We start from the raw sequence: 14,552 nt of genomic DNA on the forward strand, positions 1-14,552 counted from the left end.
CTCGTGTTCCCGGCCGTTTCCCGTTCAGTTCGCGGTCTCGTTCCCCGACCGTCGACCTGCCCCGTTTCGTGACGCTAGCACGCACCCCGCCGAGGGGCTCCGTCGACGGGGTGCGTGCGCTGGTGGCAGGGGGCCGGGTCAGCCGAGGCGGGTCAGCTTGTCCGTGAAACCGGGTTCCGCCAGGTCCTTCTGCAGGGCCACCGGCACCTTCACCGCACCGGCCCCGCCGTCACCCACGGTGAGCGAGCCCACCTTGGTGCCGGCCTTCGCCGTGTGCGGCACGACGTCGGAGGTGAAGGACAGCTTCACCTTCAGACCGGACCAGCCGGCCGCGGTGACGTCCTTCGTGGCCACCACCGGCGTACGGCCGCCGAGCCCGTCGTCCACGTACCCGACGACGTCGCCCTTCTTCAGAACCGTCGCCGGCTTCAGCGCGCCCTGCGCGGAGCGGATCAGCTTGTCGGCCGCGTCCAGCGCTCCGGCGAGGATGGTGTTGTCCGAGCCGCCGGCGGGCTGGCGGACCACGGCGCCGACGATGGTCCGCGTCTCACCGCCGACCTCCTGCTTGGCCGCGAAGACCAGGTTGCCGAGGGCGGAGGTGGTGGTGCCGGTCTTGATGCCGACGACGTTGTTGTGACCGACCAGGTGGTTCCAGTTGGAGTGGTTGACACCCTTGTAGTCGTCGTACGACATCATCGCCGCGACCTCGCGGAAGGCGGGCTCCTGCATCGCGGCCTTGGCCAGCTTCACCTGGTCCACGGCCGTGCTCACCGTCGAGTTCGTCAGACCCGAGGGGTCGGTGTACGTGGTGTTCGTCATGCCGAGGCTCTTGGCGGTGGCGTTCATCTTGGTCACGAACGCCTTCTCGGAACCGACGTCCCACCGCGCGAGCAGCCGCGCCACGTTGTTCGCGGACGCGATCAGGATGCTCTCCAGGGCCTCCCGCTGGGAGATGCTGTCGCCGGCCGTGACGTCGACCGTGGACTCCTGGCCCGCCTTCGACTGGTCCTGGGCCGCCTGGTCGATCTTGATCTTCGGGCCGTCGGCGCCGCTCTTCAGCGGGTGGTCGCGCAGGATGATGTACGCCGTCATGACCTTGGCCACGCTCGCGATCGGCACCGGCTTCTGGGCGCCCGAGGAACCGAACGTGCCGATGCCCTGCACGTCCAGCGCGGCCTGCCCCTGGGCCGGCCACGGGATCGCGGTCCTGCCGCCGCCGAAGGTGTAGGTGTCCTTCGCGGTGAGGTCGAGCGTGGGCTGGGGGAGCGGGCGCATCGCCTGTACGACCGCGAAGACGATCGCCAGCAGGATGACCAGCGGCGTCCAGATCTTGACCCGGCGGACCAGCGTGCGGACCGGGGTCTCCGGCGGCGGGGGCGTGTTCGTCAGCTCAGCCAGCAGGTCCAGCGGCGGCTTGGGCGGGAGCGGCTGCTGGGTGGTGCGCTCGGGGCCGACCTGGGGGACGGCGCTGGTGGGCGCGGTCAGGTCGGGGTTGCGCAGCGGGACGAACTTGCTGGCACGCTCCGCGTCGGGGGCGGCGGGCCCGGCGGGCGCCTTGGCCGCGCCCTCGGGCTTCGGCTTGGCCGTGCCGAGCTTGAGCATGGTGGTGGGCTGGTCCACCTCGGGCTTCTTCGGGCGCACGCTCTTGAAGGCGGTGGTGGGCTGGTCGACGCCCTCCGCCCCGGCGGGAGAGGCCTTCGCACCGCTCGCGCCGTCGGCCGTGCGCGAGTCCTGGGAGGCGTCCTGCGGCGCGGCTGCGGCCTTCGCCGCCCTGGCGGCCGCCGCGGCGGCCTTCGCCCCCGCGACCTTGGCCGCCTTCACATCGGCGCCCGTCTTCGCGTCCGCGTCGGCGCCCGCCTTGGCGTCCGCGTCGGTGCCTGCCTTGGCGTCGCCTGCCTTCGCGTCCGTGGCCGTCTTCGCATCGGCGCCCGTCTTCGCGCCCGTGCCTGCCTTCGCGTCCTCGCCGTCGTCAGCCTCACGGCCGGCGTCGCGGCGCGCGTCGGCACTGCTCTCGGCGTCCGCGCCGGCGGTCGCGCCGGCGGCCGCCTCGGCGGCCTTGGCGCCGGCGGCCTTTGACCCGGTGCCGGCGTCGCCGTCCGCGTTCACGGGAGCCGTGCTCGCGCCCTTGGCGCTCTTCGCGTCCGTGTCGGAGTCCGAGTCCGAGTCGGAGTCCGCCGAAGCTGCGCCGGTGCCCTTGGTGGCCGTGGCGGTCTCCGGGGCCGAGCCCGCGGTCGCCTTGGAGGCGTCGGTGCCGGCGTCGCCGTCCGCGCTCACCGAGTCCGCGCTCGCCGAAGCCGCGCCGGTGCCCTTGGCGGTCTCCGGGGCCGAGTCCCCGGTCACCTTGGAGGCGTCGGTGCCGGCGTCGCCGTCCGCGCTCACCGAGTCCGCGCCGGTGCCCTTGGCGGTCGTGGCTGCCGTAACTGCCGTAGCCGCCTTCGCGCCCGACTCCGCCTTCGCCTCTGAGGCGTCGCCCGTGCCGGCGTCCACCTTCGTGTCGGCGTCGCCATCCGCGCCCGGCGACGATGCGCCCGAGCCCGTGCCGGACCCGCCCGCCTTCGCACCGGTGCCCGCGCCCGCGGCCCCGGAGCCCTTCGTGCCCGAGTTCGCGTCCGCGCTCGAAGTGGCTTCGTCCGCGTCGGACTTGGCGTCGGTGTCGGCGTCGCCATCCACGCCCGGCGACGCGGCGCCCGAGCCCATGCCGGACCCGCCCGCCTTCGTACCAGCCCCCGCTGCCGCCTTCGCGTCGCTGCCGGCCCGGGACCTGGTCCCGGCGCCCGACTCCGCGTCAGCGTCCGGCGCGGCCGGTGCCGCGTCGACGGGGGCGTCCTCGGCCGCGTCAGCCGCCGCCCCGGGCCCGGTGCCCTCGTCCGTGCGCGCGGCGTCCTCGCCCTTCGCGCCGGCCTGTGCCTGCGGGTCCTCGGCCGAGCGGATCCAGGCCGAGACCGCCTCGCGGAGGTCGGAGTCCTGGCCCTCCCCGGGAGTGCCGGCGCCGGACTTCTCCGAGTCGGCGGCCCTCTTCGCGTCCCGTACCGAGAGGATCTTCGTCGCCGTGTCGACGGCGGCCGAGGAATCCTTCTCCCGGGACACCGTCAGACGCGGATCGCGCGCCTCGGGAACCGAACCCCCGCTCCCCGACGTCGGTTCCGCCGACGACTCGCGCTGCTTCGACCTGTCGGGGGACTCGCCCGCCACCGATGCCTCCTCCATGCGCCGCACGCACACTCGCGCGCCCTGTCCGAACCATGTACCAGTGTCCTGTGTGAGGACTTGGCCCCTGCGGTAGACGAGAACGACATACCTACCGGTTCCCTTACGAACCGGTCACGCGCTCTCGACAGACCAATGTGAGAGGGGTCACCCTGTCATTCATCCACGCGGGGAGGCATGGATGGGCAGGAGCCGCAGAACACTTCCGGAGGAGCTTCTGCTGCTGGCACTGGACCCGGCCACGGGTACCACTGCGCAGCCGCAGTCGCTCGACCTCGGTCTGGCCGGAGCACAGCTAGTGGAGCTGGCGCTGGCCGGACGGATAGCCCCAGACGGGGATCGTATCGCCGTGGTGGTGCCACGGCCGACTGGAGATCCGACTTTGGACTGCGCGTTGGAGTTGCTGCGAAGGCGTGGCGCTCCCGTGCGTGCCGTTCACTGGATCGGCGGGCCACGCCTGGGGCTCCGCCAGATCTACCTCTCGCACCTGGAGCGGTGCGGCATGGTCGCCGCCGTACCGGGCCAGATGTGCGGGGTGTTGCCGACGACGCGCTACCAGGCGACGGACACCGCCATCAGCCGGGAGATCCGATCCCGGCTGGACAACGCGATCCGCACCGGCGTACCGCCGGACCCGCGGACCGCGGCGCTCGCCGCGCTGGCGCACGCGGTGGGCCTGGGCAAGCACCTGTATCCGGGCAACGAGGGGCGATCCTCCCGCTCCCGGCTGCGGGACCTGATCCGGCACGACCCCATGGGCGGGCTGGTCGCGCACGCCGTCATGGACGTGCAGAACGGCGCGGTGGCCCAGCCGCGGCGCGGTCCGGCCGCGGCCGGACGCCCGGCGGGGCCCGGAGCCAGGAGCGTGCCGGAACCGGCGCGCGGGGTTCCGATGCAGCCGCACCGCGGGTCCATGGCACGCGCCGTGGCCCACTGAGCCGCACCGTCGTCCCCACGACACCGGTACCAGTCCCCGAGACCCTCACGGGAGCCGCTGGTCGGAGCGGGGCGGTGGGACCCGTGTGGTCCCACCGCCCCGCTCGGCCGTGCGCGCGGCGGGGCGGGCCGGGCCCCTGACCGGTGTGCGCGTGCCGCACATCCACCGTTTCCCAGCGGCGGAAAGCACCTTGGTGGCAGTCTGCTCAACAGCAGATACACAAAGTGGTCAGTACAGGCAGGCAGCCGGAGGTGCACGTCCCGTGGCGTCCAGTGTCAATCCCACCGTCAGGCGGCGCCGGCTGGGCCAGGAGCTGCGCCGGCTCCGCGAGCTCAAGGGCATGACGGCCGAAGAGGTGGCGGAGCGGCTGCTCGTGTCGCAGTCGAAGATCAGCCGGCTGGAGAACGGCCGCCGGAGCATCAGCCAGCGCGACGTGCGCGACCTGTGCGGGGTGTACGAGGTCGAGGACCAGCGGGTCGTCGACTCGCTGATGGAGATGGCCCGCGACTCCCGCCAGCAGGGCTGGTGGCACACCTTCGGGGACATCCCGTACAGCGTCTACATCGGTCTGGAGACCGACGCCGAGTCGCTGCGCGTGTACGAACCCCAGCTGGTGACCGGCCTGCTGCAGACCCCCGCCTACGCGGAGGCGCTGGTGCGGGGCGCGTTGCCGGAGACGTCGACGGCCGAGATCGAGAAGCGCGTGCGGGTCCGCATGCGGCGACAGGAACGTATCACCGCCGACGTCAACGCCCTGCGGCTGTGGGTGGTGCTGGACGAGGCGGCGCTGCGCCGGGTCGTCGGCAGCAAGCTGGTGATGCGCGAACAGCTGGAGCACCTGATCGAGATGTCCCAGCTCCCGCACGTCACCGTGCAGGTGCTGCCCTTCGAGGTGGGCGCCCACCCGGGCCTCAACGGCCAGTACGCGATCCTGGAGTTCACCGACGCGGCCGACTCCAGCGTGGTCTACCTGGAGGGCGTCACCAGCGACCTGTACCTGGAGAAGGCGCCGGACGTGCAGAAGTACGCCGTGATGTACGAGCATCTCCGGGCACAGTCCCTCAATGTGGAACAGTCCCGGCAACTCATCGCAAAGGTGGCCAAGGAGTACGCGGACTGAGCCGTACCTCACAGAGGGCGCGGGATCGTACACCAGTGGTCCACTCCAGCGTAAGGCTCACCTGGAATATGCCATCCGCTTGAGTGAACGACTCCTCCGGAGACGGCAGTTGCCCGGTAGCGTCGATCACGCCAATCAGACGACAGGGTTGGCGCGAACCCGCACTACAGCAACTGGCAACAGGAGTGGACATGGCACTGATTCAGGGCGCTTCGGAGACGTGGATGAAGTCTTCCTATTCCGCGGGCAACGGCGCCTGCGTCGAGGTCAAGTCGCCCACCACCGCGGAACTCGCCGTACGCGACTCCAAGGTCACCGACGGCCCGGTCCTGGCCTTCCCCGCCGAGGCGTGGAACGTCTTCGTGGCCTCGGTCAAGGCCTAGGAACCTAGCCCCTTCCGGCCGTCGGGGCACCGACCTCGCCCGACGACGGCCGCACGCCCGACGACAACCGCCCAGGCGTCGCTCACGGAGCCCTCTCGACCAGTCGCCGTCCTTGCCGAGAGGGCTCGACGCAACAGAGCGCCGCGCCTTGGCGGTTGCGTCGGTCCCGCTAGCCCAACTGCCCCTCGATCGCCGCGACCACCTCGGCCGCCTCCGGCTCGGTCTGCGGCGAGAACCGGGCGACGACCTGTCCGTCCCGGCCGATCAGGAACTTCTCGAAGTTCCAGCGGATGTCGCCGCTGTGCCCCTCACCGTCCGCGAAGCCGACGAGGCGCTCGTACAGCGCGTGCCGCCCCTCCCCGTTCACCTCGATCTTCTCGGTCAGCGGGAACGTCACCCCGTACGTGGCCGAGCAGAACTCCGCGATCTCCTCGGCGGTGCCGGGCTCCTGTCCGAGGAACTGGTTGCAGGGCACGCCGAGCACGGTGAAGCCCCGCTCGGCGTACCGCTCCTGCAGCCGCTCCAGGCCCGTGTACTGCGGAGTCAGGCCGCACTTGGAGGCCACGTTCACGATGAGCACGGTCTTGCCGGCGTAACCCGGCAGTTCGGCGGAGCCGCCCTGGAGGGCCCCGATCTCCACGTCCAGCACGGAACCGTTGTGGTCAGTAGCAGTCATGCCCGGATGCTAGCCCGCGCCGCCGCGTCCGGGGCGGGTGCAGGGGCGCGCCGTGAGTGAGGCCCTCCCGTCCGCCGGACGGGAGGGCCTCACGGCCGTGTCCGCACGGACCGGCTCAGGACGGGGGCTTGAGGACCGAGTCGATGACGTAGATGGTGGCGTTCGCGGCCTTGATGTTGCCGCAGACGATGCTCGCGCTGCCGTTGACCTTGTAGTTGCTGCCCGAGCCCGAGGTGGTCAGCTTGCCGCCTTCCACGGTGGTGAAGGAGCCGTTGGACAGCTCGTTCGGGGTGATCTGCTTGTCCACGACGTGGTAGGTCAGCGTCTTCTTCAGCTGCCCCTCGTTGCCGAGGAGCGAGGTGAGGTCCGACACGGTGACCTTCTTGAAGGCGTCGTCGTTGGGGGCGAAGACGGTGATGGCGGGCTTCCCGTTCAGGGTGTCGGTCAGCTTCGCCCGGACCGCGGCCGAGACGAGCTGGCTGAGCTGGGGGTACGCGGCCGCGGCGTTGACGACCTTGTCCTTGGTCGTGTCGACCTTCTGGGAGAGCGCCGAACAGCCGGAACCGAAGGTTCCCGAGGGGCTGGGGGACGCTTCCTGCGCGTGGGTCTGCGCGGCCGGAACTCCGAGCGCGAGCGGGAGTGCCACCAGAGCTGCCGCGGTGGCCTTGGCCTTACGCATGCGGGTGAACCTCATCGCAACCTTCCTCCCGTGGAGGCGTGAGCACAGCAGAGGCTTCGAACTGCGGATGTCTTTTTGTGTTCCGCGGGCGGGCTGGGACGGCTGCCGCACCAGGGCTTCCTGGGCCGCCGTCACCCGGCCGCTCAGTGAGCGTATCCAGGGGCGCGGATGGCCGCATCTCGAAGCCCGGACGGCTCAGACAGCACAGCATGCGTCCGCACGCCGTGATATAGGCCACGTAAAAGTTAGTTGAAGGCAGGACAACTGCGTTGATGTGTCCCGCTTTGCGGTGGGTGGCCCGGCCTCTTTCCCAACTCAACGCGCCAGACAGCCCCTTATCCGAAACGGAGCGAGACAGTACGATTCGTCGGGCGTCATGTGCAGATCATGTGAAGCTTTCAAGGGCGTCTGGGTGGGTGATTCGGCCGGCCTACCGGCACGGCCGTCTTCGCCCCCCGCGGTGGGGTGAGGGGGGACATCATGCGCGGCCTCGCGGCCGACGGGCTGTCCATCGTCGCAACTCGCCCGAGACGACCGTGACTTCGACGATCACCGCCCTGGTGCCGGCCTACGACGAGGAAGGCCGCCCGGCGGAGGCCGGCTCGGTGACACACGTACGGGGCACGACGCCCCGTACGTCGCTCTGACGCGCTCACATGCCGTCATCCACCGAGCCCCCGCCGACATCCCTCTCAGACCGACTCCGCAGGAAGCACCATGGGGAAGCATCGAAGGACGGGCCTGAAGCCCGCCGAGATTCGCAATGTGATCGCCCTGATCCCGGCCCACAACGAGGCCGACGCCATCGCGGACTCCATCCAGGGGCTGTACGGGCAGACCCTGCCCCCGCAGCGGGTGATCGTGGTCGCGGACAACTGCACCGACGCCACCGTGGCCATCGCGCACTCCCTGGGCGCCGAGGTCTTCGAGACCCGGGGCAACCGGCACAAGAAGGCCGGCGGCCTGAACCAGGCCCTGGCCTGCCTGCTGCCCCACCTGCACGACGACGACGTGGTCCTCGTGACGGACGCGGACAGCGCCCTGGACCCCGGTTTCCTGGCCTGCGGGACGGAGTACCTCGCCAGGGGCTACGGGGGAGTGGGCGGCACCTTCCGGGGCGGACCCGGCGGCGGCTTCGTGGGCCACCTCCAGCGCAACGAGTACGCCCGCTACTCGCGGGACGTCAAGCGCCTGGGCGGCAAGTGCCTGGTGCTCACCGGCACGGCGGCCATGTTCCGGGCCCGGGTGCTGCGGCAGATCTCCGAGGCGCGCCTGGCCGGCCGGCTCCCGGCCGGCGACGGGGCCGGGGGCATCTACGACACCTCGGTGCTCACCGAGGACAACGAACTGACCTTCGCGGTGCTCCACCTCGGCCACCAGGTGCTCTCCCCGGAGGGGTGCACGCTCACCACCGAGGTCATGCTGACCTGGAAGGCCCTGTGGGACCAGCGGCTGCGCTGGAAACGCGGCGCGGTGGAGAACTGCGTCCAGTACGGCATGACGCACATAACGTGGCGCTACTGGGGCCGCCAGCTCCTCAGCATGGTCGGCGTCCTGGTGACCGTCGTGTACCTGTCGACCATCGCCTACTCCGTGGCCTCGAACTCGTTCCACGTGCACGCGCTCTGGCTCTGGGCCTCGCTCGTCTTCGTGGTCGAGCGCGTCGTGACCGTACGGGAGCGCGGGTGGAAGCGGATGCTGCTCGCCGCGTCCATGTACGAGCTGCTCTTCGACTTCCTGCTCCAGGCCTGCCACGCCAAGGCGTACCTGGACTCCGTGTTCCGCCGTGAACGCGCCTGGTAGCAGGTCGCTCCAACAACCCACATCGATCATTCTGGGAGGACCCATGTACAACAACCCCGCGGCGACCGTAGGCGGCGGCGCGCTGGCCTCGACCGGCATAGGCGTGATGACCAGCGTCTGGCTGGGCCTGGCGGCCTTCGCCCTGGTGGCCCTCGGAACCGCCGTGATGCGGATCGTCCCCCGCGGCCACCGCTTCTGACCGCTGCCCCTCCCGAGGCCCGCGGTGGCCCTCCCGCTCCGGGGAGCGGCCACCCGGACCGTTGCTTCGGAGCGGCTACCTCACACTTCGGCTTCGGGCAGGCGCGGTCCGCCGCCGCTCGTCCTCGCCGGTGACAGCCGTGGAGGTCAGCACGCGTCGCAGTGGAAGGGCCGTTGCCAGAACCAGCACGCCGAAGAGGGTGATCGGCAACAGCCCGACCGGACGAAGGTGAGCGGCCGGACGCGCCAGCACGTCGCTCCACTGCACCCACCAGTTCGCGACGACGTCCGAGAACATCACGGCGCCGCACACGAGCGGCCCGGCCGGGCGGCCGCGGACGATCAGCACGGCGGCCAGCGGATCGAGCAGAAGGAGACCGTGGAACAGCAGTCGCACCGGCGCCGGCGCGTAGTCGTACGCGTCCAGCCCACCCGCGGCCAGAAAGTAGGCGTGCGCCCCCGTCCCTTCGAGGAACCCGACGACGTACACCGCCGCCAGCCACCGAGCCCACCCCGGGCGATTCCCCCACCACCGCATACGGGTCACTCTAGGCCGGTCTTCCAGCCTGCTCGCGTGACTCCCACCGGTCGTGCGGCAGCCCGTGATTCCGTGATTCCTCAGTCCGTGGCCACGGCGCCGGGGGCTGGGGCGCCGTAAGGGGGACCGGCGGTGGCCTCCCGCGGCTCCCTTCGCGACGTCTCAGAGCTGGGCCGGGGACAGCTCGGCGGTGTCCGCGACGAGCACGGCGTAGGCGCCCGTCAGGTGCAGCACCCGGGCGGGCTGGTCCTGCAGGCCGGAGACCAGCAGCCGTCCGCCCTCGCCGTCGAGGCGCTGGTGCAGTTGCAGCAGCAGGTTGAGACCGCTGGAGTCCATGAAGGACACGCCCGACAACTCCAGGTGCAGCGTCATGCCGCCCAGCGGCTCGGCGAACGCGGCCTGCGCGAGTACGGGGCAGGTCTCGAGATCCAGTTCACCGGCTACGGTGATCACAGTGTGTTCGGGGTGCCTTCGAGCGATCACGGTGAGGTCGTCCACGGTTCGCCCCTCCATTCGGGGTCGAGCCCATCACACCCACATCTACGGGGCATCAAGCGCGCGGCGGTATGGGAGCCGCGCACAGTCGAGCAAGACCACCCGCACCACTCCCCGGCCACCGCGGTGGCCCGCAAGGCCGGCGCGGGGTCTCCCACCAGACCAGGCTGGTCGTCCAGCCAGCGTCGCACAGGACGGCCCGCTTCGACCAGGCACCCCCCTGAGTCGATCACTTCTCGACGGCCCGCATCCCGCATCCCGCTTGCGCGGGCTTCCCGGGGAGTCGGCGAGTGGTCGGGGTGAGGCGCGGGCGGCTTCTCGTCAGACCTTCTCGACTCGCACGGAGTGGCCGGCGAGGAGTCGATTCATGTCGTCGGTGTCGGAGGTGAAAACGGTTGCCTGCGCTCCCTGCGCGGCTTCCCGCCCGGCCACGGCTGCCAGCACGGCGTCAACGGCGTACTGGTGCCCATGCAGGCCGGCCGCCTTCAGCATGCCGCGGGCCATGGCTATCACCTGGTCGTCCGTATGCACGATGCGGATCCGGGACAGCGTCCAGTTCCACAGTGTCTGCCTCGACGTTTCGCGAGGATCCCATTTCCCTGTGGCATGGCCCGGCCTTCCCCGAACTCTCACCAGGGCGCGCGTCGGCGCGGCCCGCCGGAGCGGGCCGAAGGCAGGAGCGGCGGCGGAGCGGAGCCGGGAGCGCGCCCGGCGGAGCGGAGCGCAGCCGGGGCTTGAACGACTCCGCCGAGGCCGTAAAGCGATGGACACCCCTGCGGTGCTGGGGCGAACATCCCCGCGATGAATCACGAAACTCTCTCCATCTCCAAACGCGTCCGCTTCGTCGAGCTCAGCGCGAAGGCTCTGCGGGCGCTTGCCGACGGTGACCTCGCCGGCGGCAGCGCCGAGGCCGGGGTCGCCCTTGACGAGTACTTCGTCTGCGACCGGGCTCGCTGGATCTTCGGCTATCGCGCCGACCAGCTCGCCAAGGATCCGTCTGCCGCGCCCTGGATCACGCGGGCTGCGGTGTCCGAGCCGGACGGGGCCGTTGTCGGCGACGCCGGGTTCCACGGGCCACCGGACGAGGCCGGCGTGGTCGAGGTCGGCTACACCGTCGTGCCCGGATATCGCCGCCAGGGCTATGCCCGCGCCATGCTGAGGGCGCTGCTCGTCAGGGCCGCTGCCGAACCCGGTGTCAGGACCGTGCGGGCCAGGATCGGCTCCGACAACACCGCCTCCCTGGCCACCATCGCGGGCTTCGGTTTCACGCGCGTCGGCGAGCAGGGGAACGAGCGCGACGGGCTCGCGATCGTCTTCGAGGCCCCGGCAGACGCGATCCGCCAAGCGGCGTACGGTCTCGGCGGACATGGCGGGTGACCCGGTCGGCCCGTGACACGAAAAGGGCCCCACGGGTTGGGTGATTGTGAGGCTGACCTGGGCCCGTGCGGCCTGTTCCCGTCCTGCCCTGTCCGGTGCCTCACGCGCGCATTTCGGCGAGTTGTCGGCCGAGCTCGCCAGTGCGTGGGAGACCGCACGGCAGCCCGCGCTCTGCGGGGCCCGGGGCGGGGAGCGTCGGCGGGCGGAGGGTGCCGGCCGAAAGCCCAAGCTGGTCTTCCTCGAGAGGCGGCCCCAGCGTGGGTGACTGCTTTCGTTGATGTCAGAGGATGTCAAAGGCCCCGGACCGTGATCGGTCCGGGGCCTCTGCGCTGGTGCCCCCGGCAGGATTCGAACCTGCGACACCCGCTTTAGGAGTTCGATCACTCCTCGGCTCTGCCGGGGATCCAGCCGGCAACGTTGGCCATGCCAGACCGCCTAGGAGTGCTGACGTCCGGCGCCGTTGATGTCACTCGTGGACGTCAGACGGTGCACCCTTGTGCGCTGGCTGGCACGATCAACTCGTGGTTGACCTCAAGTGCATCAAAGCCGAGACCGTGGCGTACTACCGAGCACTCGATGAGGACGCCACCCTGTTGCACCGCTTCCGCCATGCGGACGAGGAAGGTGGCCTCTGGTACATCGAGGCCCTACCTGACCGCGGCGAGTTGATCGTCAACAAGCAAGTCGAGCTGACTTCGGCTGGACAACACCACCGGTACAGCTGGGAGCACCTGGAGAAGGCATAGATCGCAGCTTTCTGGCTGGTTGCCGGCTGCTTCTCCGTTTGTATCTCTTCGGTTACTCCGTTTGCCTTACTTCAACCTGCGCCTCGAACCCATGTCGGCCAGAATCAGAGTTGACTGATAACTGAAGGTGTGAAAGGAAACGCAATGACTGCAGGTAGTTCTAGCGCCGGATCGAGTGGTGCAGGGAATAAGGGTGGTGGGCAAGGAGGAGCAAAAGGCTTTCATCTGGGAACAAAGCCCGAAAGACTGGGAAAGGCGGCCAAGGAGCGTACCCGCAAGAAGGTGTCCGAAATCAAAGGTAAGAGCTTCACGCTAATTAAGAAATCAAAACAAGGGCGTGGCGGCTGGAAGTAGGTGAAAGAGATGGGTGAGGCGGGCGGGGAGGCGAATTCGAAGGGGAGGGCTTCAGGGAGCGAGGCGGCAGGTCCAGTTGTGGCAGATCTGATCCAGACGCTTTTAAATGAAGAGCGTGCCATCGGTGCCGCCCTGCAGTCGCGAGCACTGGCGGTGATCAGCACGTCTGGTGCTATCGTCACCCTGCTGTTCGGTGCCGCTGCTGTGGCTACGCGCGGGCGACCCGCCACCCAAGTGCCGCATCGCATTTCATTTGCACTGACTGCCTCTATGGTCTCCCTGGTGATAGCTACAGTAGTAGGGCTTATTTCGAACACCGCTTTCCGGAAGACGCGCAACCTCAAACTCGATGATTTGAGGAGCATCTTCCCGGTAGACGATTGGAATGGCCCTGCAGGTGAGGCGAAGTGCATCATTGCCAGTGCTCAACTCGACGCATGCACCTCGGCTCACAGCATCAATATCATTCGATCGAATATGCTGATCTGGGGAGTATTGGCTGAAATCATAGGTATTGGATTCGCTGCGTGGGCGGTGATTGAGCTTCTTTAGTAGGAGTGTCGTACGAGAAAGGCTGCCGCCCTTGTCTTCATGCGTTGAGGCGGCCCCGAACCATGATCGGTCCGGGGTCTTTACGCCTGCGCGCCGGCAGTATTCGAACCTGCGACACCCGCTTCAGGAGAGAGGCTGGGTGATCTGCGGGCTGAGCTGCGACTTCGCCGGCCGAGGAAGCGAGCGGCTACTCGACCACGGGGCACCGGTGTTGACCGTGGCTGACCCCTGCAACTGGCACGGTTGTGGCACGAACCTCAGCCGACGACAGTCAGCCACGACGGTGGGCGCGCCGACCGACCAGGCGCGCGTGTGCCTCGCTGCACTCCCGCTGTCCTCAGCCACGCTGCTGATGCCGTCAACCAGAACAGAGGCTTGGCTGTCAGTTTCTGCACCTAGGGTCCTTACGTCTGGCCGCGGTCGAGGGTAGCTGCGCCGCAGTCCCTGTCAGGAACACACCAGCCGTGCTGGTTGAAGTGCGTTACCAGAAAGGACAGTTGTCTTCAACGAGAGTTGACAACTCATAAACCTGAGCTGATGCTCTCGACCATGGCGAACGCATTCAGTGAGCGGGTGACCCGGCTCAACTCCCAGGCAGGCAAGACGTACCAGGAGATGGCTCACGACTGCGACTTCAAGCGGTCAGTGACCTGGTGGAACAAGGTGCGATGGAACGAGATCGAGAACCCTCCGGAGCCGGGCCTGTTCCCGTACCTAGCCAAGGCCCTGGAGGTGCCACAGCGCCGGGTGGCGGAAATGGTGGCCGAGCAGTGGTGCGGCGTCCGACCCGACGACACCGTGCCCGAGCGCCTGCGAACCCTCCTTTCCGTACTTAGGGAGGTAGATGAGACGGATCTACCGGTCATGTTTCAGATGGCGATGGCCATGTTTGACAAGCGCGGGATCAGGCTGTGGAGGGATCAGCTCTCTGCCGAGCTTCTGAGGGCGTACATCGAGGGCAGCGAGGGGCCCCTCACCGCGGAGCAGTTGCGTTACCTCAGGCCGCCCGAGTTGTACGCCATCAAGAAGGACCCGAGTGTGAAAGTCGATCCCGATGCTCAGGCGAAGCTCGACGCCCTCTCAGACCCCGGGGATGGGTGACGGAGGGCTGAAGTTGGTCGGCAGCCGATCAACGTCGAGCCACAGACAAGGCAGCATGATCCCCATCATGGCTACAGCCCTAGGCGGCATCAGCGACTCTCGTTGACACTCCAGGGCGATGCGCACAGCTCCGGAGGGCGTGGTCGTGATGCACGTATCTGCAGGTCACTGTATCGCGATCGCCAGATTGCGGGGAGTGCGTCCACAAGTGGTCCACAGCCTGCCCGAGGTCATCCAGCCAAGCCCCGGAAGTTCTCCCCCCGCGGTGACCCAGTAGCACTCCAGGCCAGCAGGGGCAGTCGCTCAGTTCGGGTGAGACTCGAGCGACCGATAGGGCGCATGACTTCAAGCGCCTTTGCTCGCTGCTTGGCTCCGGTCTGCCTACG

16 protein-coding genes are annotated in these 14,552 nt (G+C 69.0%); 10 read left to right on the forward strand and 6 right to left on the reverse strand.

The window, feature by feature from the left end; genetic code table 11:
* Window positions 1-138: 138 nt before the first annotated feature.
* Window positions 139-3,207, reverse strand: a complete 3,069-nt coding sequence (locus TNCT1_RS13075; protein WP_143631069.1) for a D-alanyl-D-alanine carboxypeptidase — start codon at window positions 3,205-3,207, stop codon at window positions 139-141.
* 181 nt (window positions 3,208-3,388) lie between these two features.
* Here TNCT1_RS13075 and TNCT1_RS13080 point away from each other — a divergent pair, with 181 nt between their 5' ends.
* From TNCT1_RS13080 to TNCT1_RS13090, 3 genes are all read left to right on the forward strand, one after another.
* Window positions 3,389-4,144 (forward strand): GPP34 family phosphoprotein, encoded by a 756-nt coding sequence (locus TNCT1_RS13080; protein WP_143631070.1) that lies wholly within the window; start codon window positions 3,389-3,391, stop codon window positions 4,142-4,144.
* 262 nt (window positions 4,145-4,406) lie between these two features.
* A complete protein-coding gene (locus TNCT1_RS13085) occupies window positions 4,407-5,264 on the forward strand; it encodes a helix-turn-helix transcriptional regulator (protein WP_143631071.1) in 858 nt (285 codons plus the stop codon).
* 191 nt (window positions 5,265-5,455) lie between these two features.
* Window positions 5,456-5,647: a DUF397 domain-containing protein gene (locus TNCT1_RS13090; protein ID WP_143631072.1), complete on the forward strand. Its 192-nt coding sequence runs from the start codon at window positions 5,456-5,458 to the stop codon at window positions 5,645-5,647.
* 169 nt (window positions 5,648-5,816) lie between these two features.
* Here TNCT1_RS13090 and TNCT1_RS13095 read toward each other — a convergent pair whose 3' ends face one another.
* Both TNCT1_RS13095 and TNCT1_RS13100 read right to left on the reverse strand, forming a co-directional pair.
* Window positions 5,817-6,323 carry a glutathione peroxidase gene (locus TNCT1_RS13095; protein ID WP_143631073.1) on the reverse strand — a complete coding sequence of 169 codons (507 nt, stop codon included), beginning with the start codon at window positions 6,321-6,323 and terminating at the stop codon, window positions 5,817-5,819.
* Window positions 6,324-6,438: 115 nt separating this feature from the next.
* Complete coding sequence (locus TNCT1_RS13100) at window positions 6,439-7,017, reverse strand: fasciclin domain-containing protein (RefSeq protein ID WP_143631074.1); 579 nt, start codon at window positions 7,015-7,017, stop codon at window positions 6,439-6,441.
* Between the two features lie 702 nt (window positions 7,018-7,719).
* On the opposite strand from TNCT1_RS13100, the gene TNCT1_RS13105 reads away from it, so the two are divergent.
* On the forward strand, window positions 7,720-8,805 hold the full coding sequence (locus TNCT1_RS13105) for a glycosyltransferase family 2 protein (RefSeq protein WP_143631075.1): 1,086 nt from the start codon (window positions 7,720-7,722) through the stop codon (window positions 8,803-8,805).
* A gap of 43 nt (window positions 8,806-8,848) precedes the next feature.
* Complete coding sequence (locus TNCT1_RS35825; RefSeq protein ID WP_174266270.1) at window positions 8,849-9,004, forward strand: hypothetical protein; 156 nt, start codon at window positions 8,849-8,851, stop codon at window positions 9,002-9,004.
* A gap of 75 nt (window positions 9,005-9,079) precedes the next feature.
* Here TNCT1_RS35825 and TNCT1_RS13110 read toward each other — a convergent pair whose 3' ends face one another.
* The 3 genes from TNCT1_RS13110 to TNCT1_RS13120 form a co-directional block, all read right to left on the reverse strand.
* A complete protein-coding gene (locus TNCT1_RS13110; RefSeq protein WP_216856614.1) occupies window positions 9,080-9,493 on the reverse strand; it encodes a hypothetical protein in 414 nt (137 codons plus the stop codon).
* 210 nt (window positions 9,494-9,703) lie between these two features.
* A complete protein-coding gene (locus TNCT1_RS13115; protein ID WP_160160397.1) occupies window positions 9,704-10,039 on the reverse strand; it encodes an STAS domain-containing protein in 336 nt (111 codons plus the stop codon).
* A gap of 318 nt (window positions 10,040-10,357) precedes the next feature.
* On the reverse strand, window positions 10,358-10,567 hold the full coding sequence (locus tag TNCT1_RS13120; protein WP_235902561.1) for a hypothetical protein: 210 nt from the start codon (window positions 10,565-10,567) through the stop codon (window positions 10,358-10,360).
* 270 nt (window positions 10,568-10,837) lie between these two features.
* On the opposite strand from TNCT1_RS13120, the gene TNCT1_RS13125 reads away from it, so the two are divergent.
* From TNCT1_RS13125 to TNCT1_RS13145, 5 genes are all read left to right on the forward strand, one after another.
* Complete coding sequence (locus tag TNCT1_RS13125; RefSeq protein WP_143631077.1) at window positions 10,838-11,413, forward strand: GNAT family N-acetyltransferase; 576 nt, start codon at window positions 10,838-10,840, stop codon at window positions 11,411-11,413.
* Window positions 11,414-11,934: 521 nt separating this feature from the next.
* A complete protein-coding gene (locus tag TNCT1_RS13130) occupies window positions 11,935-12,159 on the forward strand; it encodes a hypothetical protein (protein WP_143631078.1) in 225 nt (74 codons plus the stop codon).
* Between the two features lie 144 nt (window positions 12,160-12,303).
* Complete coding sequence (locus tag TNCT1_RS13135) at window positions 12,304-12,513, forward strand: hypothetical protein (RefSeq protein WP_143631079.1); 210 nt, start codon at window positions 12,304-12,306, stop codon at window positions 12,511-12,513.
* Window positions 12,514-12,591: 78 nt separating this feature from the next.
* On the forward strand, window positions 12,592-13,065 hold the full coding sequence (locus TNCT1_RS13140) for a hypothetical protein (protein WP_143631080.1): 474 nt from the start codon (window positions 12,592-12,594) through the stop codon (window positions 13,063-13,065).
* A gap of 549 nt (window positions 13,066-13,614) precedes the next feature.
* The gene (locus tag TNCT1_RS13145) at window positions 13,615-14,166 is read left to right on the forward strand and encodes a helix-turn-helix transcriptional regulator (protein ID WP_143631081.1); all 552 of its coding nucleotides are present in this window, start codon (window positions 13,615-13,617) and stop codon (window positions 14,164-14,166) included.
* The last annotated feature ends 386 nt before the right edge of the window (window positions 14,167-14,552 follow it).

It is taken from the genome of Streptomyces sp. 1-11, assembly GCF_007176755.1.
Taxonomy (GTDB): Bacteria; Actinomycetota; Actinomycetes; order Streptomycetales; family Streptomycetaceae; genus Streptomyces.